Raw genomic sequence first — 12,756 nt, 5'->3', positions numbered from 1 at the left:
CAGGCCGGTTTTGGTCCGATATGGGTATCTTCGCGCCGCAGACAACAGCGATCGGCGAAAAACCCTGATCAGGCCTCGTCTCTCTTGGCCAGGACGTCGTCAACGATCGCCTTGGCCGCCAGAAACGCGGCTTCTATATCCATTTGCGAGGTATCAAGCAAGTGCGCGTCGGCGGCAGGCTTCAAAGGCGAGTCGGCGCGGCCCATGTCGCGCTCGTCGCGGCGTTGGATATCGGCAAGGATCGCGGCGAAATCGGCCGATCCGCCATTTTCCTCGATTTCGGCCAGGCGCCGCCCGGCACGAACCTCGGCGCTGGCCGTCACATAGAGCTTCACGGCGGCGTCGGGGCACACCACGGTGCCGATGTCGCGGCCGTCGAGCACCGCCCCGGAAGACTGGGTTGCGAAGGCGCGCTGCTTGTCGACGAGGATCCTGCGCACCTCGGGAATGACCGCGACCCTGGACGCGGCCTCGCCGACGGCGTGCGCCGACAGGATGCGCTTGTCGAGCCCCGACAGTTCGACCAGCCGCGCCGCCTCGATGGCATGCGGCTCATCGCCCAGCGGCCAGCCTTTCGTCAGAAGCATATGCGCGACGGCGCGATAGGTGAGGCCGGTGTCGAGATGCGGCAGGTGGTAATAGTCGGCCAGCCGGCGGGCCAACGTGCCCTTGCCCGCGCCTGCCGGGCCGTCGATGGCGATGGTGAGAGGGTTTGGCATGGTCCTGCTTGAAGCCGAGACGGAGACGGAAGGCAAGGGTGTCTTCACTTGCCGTCACGCATTCGCGTCACAGGCGCATGGGAGGCCGCTTCGCCCGGCGGCGCACTATTTCGTGAACGGCAGGCCAGAAACATTCGTTTGTTTGTCCCCGTACTCACAAATGAGGCCTGCACAAGCCGGCCTCTTCAACCCTACGGGAGGACTTAGCGTGACGAAGAAAATTCTTTGCCTTTGTGCGTTGGCGGCCTCGATCCTCGCCGGCCCGGCCTTTGCCGGAGCCCTCGATGAACCGGCTGTGATGACGCCGTTTTTCACCGATAGCGGCATGAAGACCATGAAGCCCAAGGACGACATGATGAAAGCCTGGCAGGCTATGTCCAAGGACGATCAGGGCCGGATGACGAAGGAGTGCCAGGATGCGGCCATGAGCAAGCCCCATGCCGAATTCTGCGCCGACGTGATGCAGTTCGCCGGCCACAAATAGCCGGCAACCCTACGACACTACCCCGCCCCGGCTCAGCCGGGGCGGGGCAGGCCCCCAGGCCCATCGGCATCGGCGGCGCCGATTTCGGCCATGTGCAACATAAGAGGCGGCCGATCGAACCGTTCGACTGGGCCGGTCGCCGCTGCGATCAATGCGCGCCCGCGCCGGTGAGCAGTTCCAGCATCTCGCTGCGCGAAAACTGCATGGTGTAGCGATATTGGGATTTGTCGTCGTAGAGGCCGCCGGCACAGAAACGCAGCTTTATGTCGTCACCGTCGACGTCCATCTCAACGAGTTCGAGCGGCTGACTAAGGATTATCTTCTCGACCCCGAGCCGCTTTGCCGGCCTGACTTTTATGTTCATGGCAAATACCCCTGTCGCATCGAACCGGTGTAACTGGACGAGGGGTAGTGCCCATTATCCGCACCCAGAGGCCCGCACAAATGTCGCCATTTGCGTCCAGGCCCAGGCCGGATGAACTGCCTCATCGGGATGAGGCCCACGTACATCTGAGCGCCTTATCTTTTTTCCCTTTCCCGGGATTTGTCAAATTTTCCCGAATCGGCCGAGCGTTGGACATGGAGTTCCACCGGCCTGCGCGATGCCTGCAACGCGATGTGGATTGCCGACTGCGGCCCCGTCCGCGCCGGTAATAATCCCCTCGCCGCCTCAACGGCTTGGCGAAAGCAGGAAGGGTTCGTCATTCCCGACCGCGTGAGCGAGGAACGAGCGGAGCGTGTCGGGAATCCATACCGGAACGCCGATGCACCGGCGCGGTGCAGGATGTGGATAGAAAGCGCTGCGGTAGGCGCAAGCTCAAAGAAAGAACCGTGTCCCTTCAATCCCTTATCGAAAACCGCACGAAAACCACGCCCGGATTTGCCCACACGTTCGGGGTTTGCACGACAATCGGCCCATCGCCCTCACGGGAACCTGGTGCGCACCGGGTATCAGGGAGGGCGCCGGTGCCGGACTGGCAGCGCTAACGGTGGCGCTGTCTGGTGACGAGCCCTAAGTCCGGGCCCTGGAAAAACCCGGCCGCCGAAAATGGCGGCTTCGAGGTCCGAAGTCTGCCGTCGCGAAGGACGGCGAGGTCGGTCCGGGGCAAGAACACTGGCGGGGCGCCCGGAAGGCGCCACGTGCTATTTGCTAAGAGGCACCGACCCGGCGCCCCGCTTCCCACCTCCTGCAAGGGAGTGTTTTTTGACAATGGCCAGGGCGGATTTCCGCAGCGTGGCGATGAAGAAGTGTATTCAAGCCCGCCACGCCACCGTCATTCCGGCCGAGCGCAGCGAGAGCCGGAACCCATTGGCCGCAACATCGTCGAGCCCGGCCCGGTCCTCGTCTGGAACCGTGCACGCAGCCGGACCGGCGCTGCATGTTTCATAGCTGTCGACGCGAACCCAGGACCCGGCCGTGCTGCTCAATGGGTTCCGGGTCGGCGCTCGGCTTCGCCTCGCTTGCCCGGAATGACGAAGGCGTGGGATGGGACGAGCCGCCGGTCGTCCGGCGGACTGATGCGGGACGAACGATGCCCGCCCCGCTATTCGATCTCGGCGCCCAGCCCCTTCATCAGCCCCATGAATTCGGGGAAGCTGGTGGCGATCATGTTGGCGTCGTCGACCGTCACCGGCTTTTCGGCCGCCAGACCCATGATCAGGAAGCTCATGGCGATGCGGTGGTCGAGATGGGTTTTCACCGCCTCGCCCCTGGCCTGGCCACCCAGCCCCCTGCCGCCGGGAACGCCGCGCACGGCAAGCGTGGCCTCGCCTTCGGTGCAGTCGACGCCGTTGAGCTTCAGCCCGTTGGCGACGGCCGCCAGGCGGTCGCTTTCCTTGACCCGCAATTCCTCCAGGCCCTGCATCAGCGTCTCGCCCTCGGCGAAGCAGGCCGCGACCGCCAGTACCGGATATTCGTCGATCATCGACGGCGCGCGCTCGGCCGGCACGACGACGCCCTTCAGGTCGGACGCGCGGACGCGCAGGTCGGCGACATCCTCGCCGCCGGCGTTGCGCGGGTTGAGGATATCGATGCGGCCGCCCATTTCCTGCAGCGTCAGCAGCAGGCCGGTACGGGTCGGGTTCATCAGCACGTTCTCGATGAGGATGTCGGAACCGGGCACGATCAGGCCGGCGACCAGCGGGAAACCGGCCGAGGACGGGTCGCCCGGCACGGCGATGACCTGGCCGGACAACCTGCCCTGGCCCTCGATGAAGATGTGGCGCACGCCGCGCTCGTCGGTCTCGACGGAGAGGTTGGCGCCAAAACCCTTCAGCATCTTCTCGGTGTGGTCGCGCGTCATCACCGGCTCGATCACCGTGGTGATGCCCGGCGTGTTGAGGCCGGCGAGCAGCACGGCGGACTTCACCTGCGCCGAGGCCATCGGCACACGATAGGTGATGGGCGCCGCGTGCCTCGGACCACGCAGCGTGATCGGCATGCGGTCGCCGGGCGCCGCCTGCAGCACCTGCACGCCCATCTGCCGCAGCGGGTCGAGCACCCGGCCCATCGGCCGGCTGGACAGCGAGGCGTCGCCGACGAAGGTGGTTTCCATGTAATAGGTGCCGACGAGGCCCATGGTCAGGCGCGAGCCGGTGCCGGCATTGCCGAAATCGAGCGGCGCCTCGGGCTGCAGCAGCGCGCCGTTGCCGGTGCCGCGGATTACCCATTCCTCGCCATGTTTCTCGATATGGGCGCCCATCGCCTTCATGGCGGCGCCGGTGCGCATCACGTCCTCGCCCTCGAGCAGGCCGGTGATGCGGGTCTCGCCGGAAGCGAGACCGCCGAACATGAAGGAGCGGTGCGAGATCGATTTATCGCCCGGCACGCGGGCGGTGCCCGAAAGCGACGACGACCGCCGCGCGGTCGCAGGTTGTGGCTTGGCGTCGTGCGCCATTTTCGATTGTCCTGGATTTGTGCGGCCGAGCTTTGCTCAAAGCCGTGGGGTGGTCGTTTTTGCAGGGACGTTCCTAACATGCCCGCATCTGGCCGTCATCCCGAAAAAGGCGGCAAAACCGCTCTCCGCGCCCGTGGCTTTTGGCTTTGACAGCGCCGCAAACTGCGATTAAGGGGACCAATCTTTTTGTACGAGGCTTGCCGTGGCAAAAGCAGAACTTGGCATCAAACGCATCGACCCCGAGACGGGTCGCAAATTCTACGATCTGAACAAGGATCCGATCGTCTCTCCCTATACGGGCAAGAGCTATCCCCGTTCCTATTTCGACGACGGCAAGGCCGCCGCGGCTGTGGAAGAGGAAGAGGTCGAGGACAAGGAAGTCGACACCGAGGAAGAGGGCGCCGAACTGGTGTCGCTCGAGGACGCCGATGGCGAGGCGAAGGGCGACGACCTGCCGGATCTCGGCGACGATGACGACGTCGAACTCGACGACGATGACGACGACACCTTCCTCGAGGACGAGGAAGAAGAAGATGACGACGTTTCCGACATGATCGGCGTCGGCGACGACGAAGAGGACATCTGATGTCCGGGCGGGCGCGACGCGTCCGCCAACTTTCGAGCCGGCTTTCCGAAAAAAGCTGTTTCGAGAGGCTTGCTATCAGGGCAAGGCGGCGCTAGAAGCCGCCTGCACTGACTTGGCGGGGTCCCAACCCTGCCAGAATTTCTCGCCGGCAACGGCGACCGGCGCAGGCCGGAGTGGGGCCATAGCTCAGCTGGGAGAGCGCCTGCATGGCATGCAGGAGGTCAGCGGTTCGATCCCGCTTGGCTCCACCAAATCTTCCCCGATAGGCTGGTATTTTACGCCGGGCTCCGCTGCGGCCGCGCCGTCCAATCTCGCTCCCATCATTTTGTCTGGCAAATAGCGCGGGCACCCGGCGCCCATCTTGCGCAAACCCTCGCCACGGCGCTTTGCTGGCGTCGGGCGAATCGGAGTGCGAAATGGAAACGATCACAATCAAGGCAAAGGGCATTTCGGTCTCGGTCGACCTGGCGGTCGGCCATATCGCCGACCTGACCATCGAGGCCGGCGGTCGCCAGCTGAAGCCCCTGCATCGCGCCCCGTGGATCGACGAGCCGCAGCAGGACATGCCGCAGGGCCTGCCCGACGGCGTGACCCGGCTGTCCGGCGATTTTCTGTGCGCGCCGTTCTCGCGCAGCGACGTGGAGGAAGCGCCGCTGCATGGCTGGACCGCCAACAGCCCCTGGGACCTGGTGGAAAGTGCCGCAACCGCCGATGGCTGGCGCGCGGTGTTCCGCCTGCGGCGCCCGGTGATGGGCGCGACGGTGGAAAAGACATTCACCCTGCGCGACGGCCACCCGTTTCTCTACCAGGAACATGCCTTCGTCGGCGGCGCGGGCGCAGTCCCCGTCGCCCATCACCCGATGACCGTCATGCGCGACGGCGGGCACCTTGCCTTTTCGCCGAAGCGCGCGGCCGTCACTGAAGGCGATCCGCTGGAGCCGGACCCTGCGCGTGGCCGTTACCTGCTCGCCTATCCGGCGCGCAGCACGGACCTTGCCCGCTTCCCCGCCAAGGATGGCGGGACGGTGGATCTGAGCGAATACCGGATGGACCGGCGTCACGAGGATTTCCTCACCCTGGTGGAGGCCGATCATGGCGGCCCCGGCTGGACCGCGGTTTCGCGCACGGCCGAACAGGATATCGTGCTCGTTCTGAAGAACCCCGCCGAACTGCCGGTGACCATGTTGTGGGTTTCGAATGGCGGGCGCGACTACGCGCCGTGGAACGGCCGTCACCGCGGCGTGCTCGGCATCGAGGACGGGCGCACAGCCGTCGGCCACTCGACCTCGCTCGGCGACAACTGGCTGAAACGGGAGGGCGTGGCGACCGCCTTCGAACTCGGAGCCGACCGGCGCGTCTCGTTCCGGCACGTCATCGGCGCCCTGCCGGCGGCGACCGCGCAGGCGCCGCGCGACGTTTCGGCGGCACCCGACAGGTTGCGCGTTGCCACCGCCGACGGCTCCGTGCTGGAGGTTCCGTATGACGGCGACTTCCTGCGGATCGGCCGCGCCGGCTGAGCCGCCGAAAGGCGTTTGAAAGTTTCGACGGCGACGGGCACAATCGCCTTACCGACGGCCCCGCAGGGAGCACTTGATGTCCGAGATCGCGACCATCGCCGCCACCATCTTCAAGCGCGCCGGCAAGGCCCAGCGCTTCATCGTTGCCATCGCGGGGCCGCCCGGCGCCGGAAAATCGACCTTGTCGGCGGCCCTGCACGATGTGCTGCCCGCCGGTACGGCGGAGGTGGTGCCAATGGACGGGTTCCACTTTGACGACAGCGTGCTGGAGAAACGGGGCCTGCGGCCCCGCAAGGGCGCGCCGGAAACCTTCGATTTCGCCGGTTTCGAGGTTTTGCTGAAACGCATCCGCGCCGGCGAGCCGGACATCGCCATTCCGGTCTTCGACCGCAGCATCGAATTGTCACGGGCGGCGGCATCCATCATCGCCACCGACACGCGCTTCATCCTAGCCGAAGGCAATTACCTTCTGCTGGACGAAGAGCCTTGGAACCGGCTGGCGCCGCTGTTCGACCTCACCATCTTCGTGGACGTGACGCGCGGAGAACTCGAAAAGCGTCTGCGCCAGCGCTGGCACGAGCACGGCCGCAGCGACGAAGACGCGATCGCCTGGATCACGTCCAACGACATGCCCAATATCGAGCGCGTGCTGGCGCGCCGCCGCCCGGCGGATTTGATCATCCGCCAGGGCTGAGCAGGCAAGCTAGCGGGTAACGCTCAGGGCTTGGCGGGAATGTTGAGACCGCGCTGCACGGCGGGCCTCGCCAGACCGCGCTCCAGCCACGCAGCGACATTCTTGAAATCGGCGAAGCCGACCAGCTCGCCCGCTTCATAGAAGCCGATGAGATTACGCACCCAGCCGAGCATGGAAATATCGGCGATGGTGTAGTCGTCGCCCATGATCCAGCTTCGACCTCCGAGGCGCTTGTCGAGCACGCCCAGCAGGCGGCGCGTTTCATTGCGGTAGCGCTCCAGCGGGCGTTTGTCGGAAATCTCGCGGCCGGCGAATTTGTGGAAGAAACCGAGCTGGCCGAACATCGGGCCGACCGCCGCCATCTGGAAGAACACCCACTGGATGGTCTCGTAGCGCAGCGCCGTATCCGCGGGCAGGAACTTGCCTGTCTTTTCGGCAAGATAGAGCAGGATGGCGCCGGATTCGAACAAAGGCAGCGGTTTGCCGCCCGGACCGTTCGGATCGATGATCGACGGAATCTTGCCGTTCGGGTTCAGCGAAAGGAATTCCGGGGTCCAGCTCTCGTCCTGTCCTATGTTGATGTAGTGGGCCTCGTAGGGCAGGCCGAGCTCCTCCAGCATGATCGACACCTTGACGCCGTTCGGCGTGGCGGTCGAATAGAGCTGGAGACGATCGGGGTGCTGGGCCGGCCAGCGCGCATTGATCGGGAAAGCAGAAAGATCGGTCATCTGTTGCCTCGGAAAGAGGCGGCGCGAATGCACCGCCGTGGTGGGTGCAAGCTATCTAGACGCGCCGGCGCCGCATTCAAGACGCCACGCGATCAGACCGCCTTGAAGGCCAGCACCGCGTTGGTGCCGCCAAACGCGAAGGCGTTGCTCAGCGCAGTGCGCACTGGGCGTTCGCGCGCGACATTCGGCGTGACGTCGAGGTCGCAATCCGGGTCCGGCTCGCGATAATTGGCCGTCGGCGGCACGACGCCGTCGCGAATGGCCATGATGCAGGCGATCATCTCCAGCGCGCCGGAAGCGCCAAGGGCATGGCCGTGCATCGACTTGGTCGACGAGACCGACAATTTATAGGCGTGGTCGCCGAAGGCCCGCTTGATGGCGGCGGTTTCGATCTGGTCGTTGGCCTTGGTGCCGGTGCCGTGCGCGTTGAGATAATCGACGTCTTCGGGGTTGAACCCGGCGTCGGCCAGACAGAAACGCATCGCCGCCTCGGGTCCCTCGACGGTCGGCGCGACGATGTCGGAAGCATCGGCGGAGATGCCGACGCCGGCGATTTCACCAAGGATCGTGGCGCCCCGCGCCACGGCATGTTCGTAGCTTTCCAGCACGGCCATGCCTGCGCCCTCGCCCATGACCAGGCCCTGGCGGTCAGCCGAAAAGGGCCGGCAGGTGTCCGGCGACAGCACACGCAGCGCTTCCCAGGCCTTCATGATGCCCCAGACGAGCGGCGCGTCGGTGCCGCCGGTCAGCATCACGTCGGCACGACCGAGCCTGATCTGGTCCACGGCCGAGGCAATGGCGTGGTTAGCGGAAGAGCAGGCCGAGGTCACACCGAAGACAGGCCCGCGCAGGCCGAATTCCATGCTGACCTGGCCGGCGGCAGCGCCGGGCATGACCTTCGGCACGGAAAAGATGTCGGCGCGGTTTTTGCCATTAAGCAGAAGCGCGCGATAATTTTCCTCGATCGCCTCCCAGCCGCACACGCCGACGCCAACCGTGGCGCCGAAGCGGTAGGTGTTGTCCTGGCCGACGACGAGGCCGGACTGGCGCATCGCCTCCTTGGCGGCAATGATGGCCAGCAGGCTGAAACGGTCCATGGTGACTAGGCGCCGGCGCTCGAGGCCATGCTCGGGCAGCGTTCTGATTTCGCTACCGACCTGTACCTTGAGCTGGTGCAGGTCCGCGCCGACCACCTGTCCGATGGCCGAGCGCCCTGCCTTCATCTCGTTCCAGATCGAGGCGGCGTCGGTGCCAAGACCGCAAATGCCACCGATGCCGGTAATGACGACGCGCTTGCGCATGAAAATCCCGGTCAGGCTTTCTTCGCGATCAGCGCGCGAACCGCCTCGACCATGTCGCCGACATTCTTGAGATTGCTCCAGGCGTCGACCGTGTTCATCTCGATCTCGATGTTATAGGCCTCCTCGAGATCGAAGATGATCTCGGTGAGCTCGAGCGAATGGATGCCGAGCGCCGTCAGCTCGGTATTGGTCGTGATCTCCTCGCCGCCAGGCTCCGCGTGAGCCTTGATCTTCGCGATGATCTCGGTCGCCAATTCGTCAGCCATTCGAAGTCCTTCCCCCAAAACCGCATTTCTTTGCCTGGGTGGCGCCGTGGCGCCCTTGCTTTCACTGCTCCTGACGGAAGCATCAATTTCCTAGAGCCGCCTGATATGGCGGCATCAAGGCCGCCTCCTCTATAGAAACCGAAACGAAATGAGGCAATAAGCGATCTCGACAAAGCCGCGCGCGTGCTTAACTTGGACGGCAGGCATTTCAGGAAGAGCGGCGCCGCAGCCGCCGACCGTCGCTGGAGGAAAAGATGCTCGAATTGCGCCCGGGATGCGAATGCTGCGACAAGGACCTGCCGCCCGGCGCCACCAACGCCATGATCTGCACATTCGAATGCACATTCTGCGCGGATTGCGCCGAGACGGTGCTGAAGGGCGTATGTCCCAACTGCGGCGGCAATTTTTCGCCACGGCCTATCCGCCCGGCGGCACTGCTTGAAAAGTATCCGGCTTCGACCAAGCGGATCGTGAAAGCCGCAGGCTGTCTGCCGCAGAGTGACGCCGCATAAACGCCTATCCGCGCCGACCATGGAATACGGGGGACTTACCTAATGGCAACGAAGCTCTATCAGGGTAGCTGCCACTGTGGCGCGGTTCGGTACGAGGCCAGCGTAGACCTTGACCACACCATATCCTGCAACTGTTCGCGATGCGGCAGGTTGGGCAGCATCCTGATCTTCACCCCGGCGGAGAACTTCACCCTCGTTTCCGGCGAAGACGTGCTGACCGATTATCTGTTCAACAAACACGTCATCCACCACCTGTTCTGCCGGGTCTGCGGCATCGAATCCTTTGCCCGCGGAACAAAGCCCGACGGCACGGCGATGATCGCCATCAATGCGCGCTGCCTGGAAGAAGTCGATCCGGACGCCCTGACGCCGCAGAAGGTAGACGGCCGCAGCTTCTAGATCGCCACCGAACCCTGAGCATGTGACAACTGTAGGTCTCGATGGATCAGCCTCTTCCGCAAGCGCACGACATATTCCCGCATCTGCGTATCGTCATGGGCATGGTGATCGGCCTCGGCGTCACCCGCCTGCTTTCCGGTGTCGCCCGGATTATCCAGCATCCAAAGCTCTACAGGCTCTATCCGGTGCATCTGGCCTGGGTGGCGTCGTTGCTACTGATGCTGGTGCATTTCTGGTGGTGGCAGTTCAGCCTGTACCAGATCCCGGACTGGACCTTCGGCAAATACCTTTTCATCATCGGCTACGCGATAACGCTCTACCTGATGTGCGCGCTGCTGTTTCCCGATTCCATGCAGGATTACGCGGGCTACGAGGACTATTTCTTCACACGACGCGCGTGGTTCTTCGGCCTGCTGGGGGCGACCTATCTGCTCGATGTCGTCGACACGCTCTTAAAGGGCGAGGCGCACTTCGCACGCTTCGGCCACGAGTATCTGATCCGTACGCCGTTGTTCGTGATCCTGTGTGGCATAGCGATCCTCACCACCAACCGGCGCTTTCATCTCGCCTTGATCGTCTTCACGCTGATTTATCAGGCGTCCTGGATCCTGCGGCTCTTCGACACGATCGTTTGAGCAGCCTTGGGCCGGCTGTCGGAATGATCTAGGTTCTTACCGTCCAAGGGAGTTTTGGAATGTACAAGGCCGTCGGATCGCGTGGATCGCGGGTTTCCCGCGTCGTGTGGATGCTGGAGGAGCTCGGCGAACCTTATGAATTCGTCCCGGTGAAATTGCGCTCTCCGGAAGCCTATGCGCTGAACCCTTCCGGCAAGGTGCCGATCCTGGTCGACGACGACTTCGTGCTGACCGATTCCGCGGCCATCTGCGTTTATCTGGCCGAAAAACATGCCGACAAGGGCATGGGCGCCAATCCGGGCCTCACCGGACGCGCCGAGATGGATTCCTGGATGCAATTCGCACAATCGGAATTCGAGGCGCCACTGTGGAACAAGCTGCGCCACCGCTTCATTCTGCCAAGCGAGTTGCGGGTCGATGTCGGCCCCGCCGCCACTCATGATTTCGCCTCCGAGGTCGACGCGCTCGACCGCCGACTGGGCGATAAGACCTATGCGCTGGGCGATCGGTTTTCCGCGATCGACGTGCTGCTTGGCGAGATGGGCGCCTGGGCCCGCGCGGGCAAGTTCCAGATCGCGTCCGACCGCGTCAACGCCTATATGGACCGCGTGCTGTCGCGCCCGGCGCGGACACGCGCGCAGGCCAAGTGCGCGCCCGCCTAAGACGCAGCCCAAACCATCCGCCCAACATCAACGCCCAGAGATCCTTCGCGCACCAGATGATTGTCCTTGCCTTCGCCCTTTCCGCGGTTCTGATCGCGATCACCTCGCTCCATGTCTACTGGGGCATCGGCGGCATCTGGCCGGGCACTGACGCAGCCTCTTGCGCCCGGACGGTGGTGGGCGCGAAAGGCGTTCAGGAGATGCCAACACCTTTCGCCTGTTTCGCCGTCGCCGCCTGCCTGGTGCTGGTCACACTGTGGCCGCTTGCGCTGATGGGCATCTTCGCGACACCGTTCCCGCAAGGCGGCCTCGCTGGCGCCGCTGTTCTGATTGCCATGGTCTTCATCGGCCGCGGCCTGGTCGCCTTCACGCCCTGGTGGCGTCGCCTCACCCCCGAACAGCCCTTCGCCCGGCTCGACCGGTTGTATTATTCGCCGCTCTGCCTGCTGATCGGCGCGGGGTTCGCGATCCTCGGCGTGTCGCAGTTCCCGGCTTGAGAAGATCGGGCTGGATCAGCGCTTTCCCGTTGCCGCTGCGGCCTGGACACGGCATTCTCGGCGTCTCAGGGAGAAAACAACGATGAGCCTCGCGCGCCTGCAGAAGGAAACACCAACCAATTTGCCCTTCTATGAAGAGCGCGTCGATCTTGCCTGCGCGTTCCGCTGGACGGCGCGGCTCAACATGCACGAAGCCGTGGCGAACCATTTCTCGCTGGCCGTCAACGATGACGGCACGCGCTTCCTGATGAACCCCAACCAGGTGCATTTCTCGCGCGTCAAGGCAAGCGATCTGCTTTTGATCGACGCCAACGATCCCGAAACGCTGGAAGGCCCCAACGCTCCCGATCCGACCGCCTGGGGCCTGCACGGCGCCATCCACCGCCGGGTGCCGCATGCGCGCTGCGTGATGCACGTGCATTCGATCCATGCCACCGTACTCGCCTCGCTGGCCGACTCGACATTGCCGCCGATCGACCAGAACACGGCTGGTTTCTTCAACCGCTATGTCGTCGACGGGCATTATGGCGGCCTGGCTTTCGAGGAAGAGGGCGAGCGCTGTTCGCAGCTGCTGGCCGATCCCAAGCACAAGGTGATGATCATGGGCAATCACGGCGTGCTGGTGATCGGCGATACGGTGGCGGATGCCTTCAACCGCATGTTCTATTTCGAACGGGCGGCCGAAACCTACATCAAGGCCCTGTGGACCGGGCGGCCGCTGCGCGTGCTTTCCGACGCGATCGCCGAAAAGACGGCCGCCGAAATGGACGACTATCCCGGCCAGGCCGAACGGCATCTGGCGGAGTTGAAGGCAATCCTCGACGAGCAGGAACCTGTCTACCGCAACTGACGCGTTGCG

General features: G+C 64.1%; 16 protein-coding genes and 1 tRNA gene. 11 read left to right on the top strand and 6 right to left on the bottom strand.

Features of this window, described 5'->3' with window-relative positions:
* Window positions 1-68 precede the first annotated feature (68 nt).
* Entirely contained in the window at window positions 69-719 is a 651-nt protein-coding gene (gene cmk, locus QFZ88_RS14775) for a (d)CMP kinase (protein ID WP_024924356.1), read from the bottom strand.
* Here cmk and QFZ88_RS14770 point away from each other — a divergent pair.
* Complete coding sequence (locus QFZ88_RS14770; RefSeq protein ID WP_307418136.1) at window positions 718-1,203, top strand: hypothetical protein; 486 nt, start codon at window positions 718-720, stop codon at window positions 1,201-1,203. The genes cmk and QFZ88_RS14770 overlap by 2 nt on opposite strands.
* A gap of 148 nt (window positions 1,204-1,351) precedes the next feature.
* On the opposite strand, the gene QFZ88_RS14765 is transcribed toward QFZ88_RS14770, so the two are convergent.
* Complete coding sequence (locus QFZ88_RS14765; protein ID WP_024927534.1) at window positions 1,352-1,567, bottom strand: hypothetical protein; 216 nt, start codon at window positions 1,565-1,567, stop codon at window positions 1,352-1,354.
* 1,180 nt (window positions 1,568-2,747) lie between these two features.
* Window positions 2,748-4,100 carry a 3-phosphoshikimate 1-carboxyvinyltransferase gene (gene aroA / locus QFZ88_RS14760; RefSeq protein WP_024924358.1) on the bottom strand — a complete coding sequence of 451 codons (1,353 nt, stop codon included), beginning with the start codon at window positions 4,098-4,100 and terminating at the stop codon, window positions 2,748-2,750.
* Between the two features lie 202 nt (window positions 4,101-4,302).
* Here aroA and QFZ88_RS14755 point away from each other — a divergent pair, with 202 nt between their 5' ends.
* The 4 genes from QFZ88_RS14755 to QFZ88_RS14740 all read left to right on the top strand — a co-directional run bounded on the left by QFZ88_RS14755 (window position 4,303) and on the right by QFZ88_RS14740 (window position 6,897).
* Window positions 4,303-4,686, top strand: a complete 384-nt coding sequence (locus QFZ88_RS14755) for a TIGR02300 family protein (RefSeq protein ID WP_024924359.1) — start codon at window positions 4,303-4,305, stop codon at window positions 4,684-4,686.
* Between the two features lie 175 nt (window positions 4,687-4,861).
* A tRNA-Ala gene (locus tag QFZ88_RS14750) sits at window positions 4,862-4,937 on the top strand.
* Between the two features lie 165 nt (window positions 4,938-5,102).
* Entirely contained in the window at window positions 5,103-6,203 is a 1,101-nt protein-coding gene (locus QFZ88_RS14745; protein WP_024924360.1) for a hypothetical protein, read from the top strand.
* A 76-nt stretch (window positions 6,204-6,279) separates the two neighbouring features.
* Window positions 6,280-6,897 (top strand): nucleoside triphosphate hydrolase, encoded by a 618-nt coding sequence (locus QFZ88_RS14740; RefSeq protein WP_024924361.1) that lies wholly within the window; start codon window positions 6,280-6,282, stop codon window positions 6,895-6,897.
* A 23-nt stretch (window positions 6,898-6,920) separates the two neighbouring features.
* On the opposite strand, the gene QFZ88_RS14735 is transcribed toward QFZ88_RS14740, so the two are convergent.
* The 3 genes from QFZ88_RS14735 to QFZ88_RS14725 all read right to left on the bottom strand — a co-directional run bounded on the left by QFZ88_RS14735 (window position 6,921) and on the right by QFZ88_RS14725 (window position 9,192).
* Window positions 6,921-7,625, bottom strand: a complete 705-nt coding sequence (locus QFZ88_RS14735; RefSeq protein WP_024924362.1) for a glutathione S-transferase N-terminal domain-containing protein — start codon at window positions 7,623-7,625, stop codon at window positions 6,921-6,923.
* Window positions 7,626-7,717: 92 nt separating this feature from the next.
* A complete protein-coding gene (locus QFZ88_RS14730; RefSeq protein WP_024924363.1) occupies window positions 7,718-8,926 on the bottom strand; it encodes a beta-ketoacyl-[acyl-carrier-protein] synthase family protein in 1,209 nt (402 codons plus the stop codon).
* An 11-nt stretch (window positions 8,927-8,937) separates the two neighbouring features.
* The gene (locus tag QFZ88_RS14725; RefSeq protein WP_024924364.1) at window positions 8,938-9,192 is read right to left on the bottom strand and encodes an acyl carrier protein; all 255 of its coding nucleotides are present in this window, start codon (window positions 9,190-9,192) and stop codon (window positions 8,938-8,940) included.
* A gap of 254 nt (window positions 9,193-9,446) precedes the next feature.
* On the opposite strand from QFZ88_RS14725, the gene QFZ88_RS14720 reads away from it, so the two are divergent.
* From QFZ88_RS14720 to QFZ88_RS14695, 6 genes are all read left to right on the top strand, one after another.
* Complete coding sequence (locus tag QFZ88_RS14720; protein ID WP_024924365.1) at window positions 9,447-9,704, top strand: DUF1272 domain-containing protein; 258 nt, start codon at window positions 9,447-9,449, stop codon at window positions 9,702-9,704.
* 42 nt (window positions 9,705-9,746) lie between these two features.
* Window positions 9,747-10,103 carry a GFA family protein gene (locus tag QFZ88_RS14715; RefSeq protein WP_024924366.1) on the top strand — a complete coding sequence of 119 codons (357 nt, stop codon included), beginning with the start codon at window positions 9,747-9,749 and terminating at the stop codon, window positions 10,101-10,103.
* Between the two features lie 41 nt (window positions 10,104-10,144).
* Window positions 10,145-10,738, top strand: a complete 594-nt coding sequence (locus tag QFZ88_RS14710) for a hypothetical protein (protein WP_024924367.1) — start codon at window positions 10,145-10,147, stop codon at window positions 10,736-10,738.
* 59 nt (window positions 10,739-10,797) lie between these two features.
* Complete coding sequence (locus tag QFZ88_RS14705) at window positions 10,798-11,400, top strand: glutathione S-transferase family protein (protein WP_024924368.1); 603 nt, start codon at window positions 10,798-10,800, stop codon at window positions 11,398-11,400.
* A 56-nt stretch (window positions 11,401-11,456) separates the two neighbouring features.
* The gene (locus QFZ88_RS14700) at window positions 11,457-11,897 is read left to right on the top strand and encodes a DUF3995 domain-containing protein (RefSeq protein ID WP_024924369.1); all 441 of its coding nucleotides are present in this window, start codon (window positions 11,457-11,459) and stop codon (window positions 11,895-11,897) included.
* A gap of 82 nt (window positions 11,898-11,979) precedes the next feature.
* On the top strand, window positions 11,980-12,747 hold the full coding sequence (locus tag QFZ88_RS14695; RefSeq protein ID WP_024924370.1) for a class II aldolase and adducin N-terminal domain-containing protein: 768 nt from the start codon (window positions 11,980-11,982) through the stop codon (window positions 12,745-12,747).
* Window positions 12,748-12,756 lie beyond the last annotated feature (9 nt).

It is taken from the genome of Mesorhizobium sp. YL-MeA3-2017 (assembly GCF_030814575.1).
Classification (GTDB): domain Bacteria; phylum Pseudomonadota; class Alphaproteobacteria; order Rhizobiales; family Rhizobiaceae; genus Mesorhizobium; species Mesorhizobium terrae.
This window is presented reverse-complemented; position numbering and strand designations above follow the sequence as displayed.